The 420-nt window shown below is 38.1% G+C and carries 1 protein-coding gene; it reads left to right on the forward strand.

Annotation, left to right across the window (positions count from 1 at the left end):
* On the forward strand, positions 1 to 219 hold a 219-nt coding region (locus tag KNQ13_RS15840), incomplete at its 5' end, for an excalibur calcium-binding domain-containing protein (RefSeq protein ID WP_214773291.1).
* Between the last annotated feature and the right edge of the window lie 201 nt (positions 220 to 420).

A 420-nucleotide genomic window follows, 5' to 3' on the forward strand; every position in this document is an offset into this window, starting at 1 on the left:
AAAGCTGATGCCAAAGCGAAAGCTGATGCCAAAGCGAAAGCTGATGCCAAAGCGAAAGCTGATGCCAAAGCGAAAGCTGATGCTAAAGCAAAGAAAGATGCTTCTTTTGCAAACTGTACAGAATTGACACAGGTCTATCCGAACGGTGTTCCTTCAACGCATCCTGCTTATCAATCGAAGATGGATCGGGATAAAGATAACTTCGCTTGTGAACGATAACCGATTTTATATGTGTATTTCGCAAAAAATCTTTATGAGAAGACAACTCGGTGAGTTAAAACCATTTTGTCTTCTTGGTAAAGATTTTTTTACGGAATACAAAAAAAGAAGCAATGATATGCTCCCACAAAAGTAGACAGTTGAAATAACAAAACTGTCTACTTTTGAAGGGAGCTTTTTCTATGGCCACATCTAAATTTT

Source organism: Exiguobacterium sp. s128, from assembly GCF_018618815.1.
GTDB classification, from domain to species: domain Bacteria; phylum Bacillota; class Bacilli; order Exiguobacteriales; family Exiguobacteriaceae; genus Exiguobacterium_A; species Exiguobacterium_A antarcticum.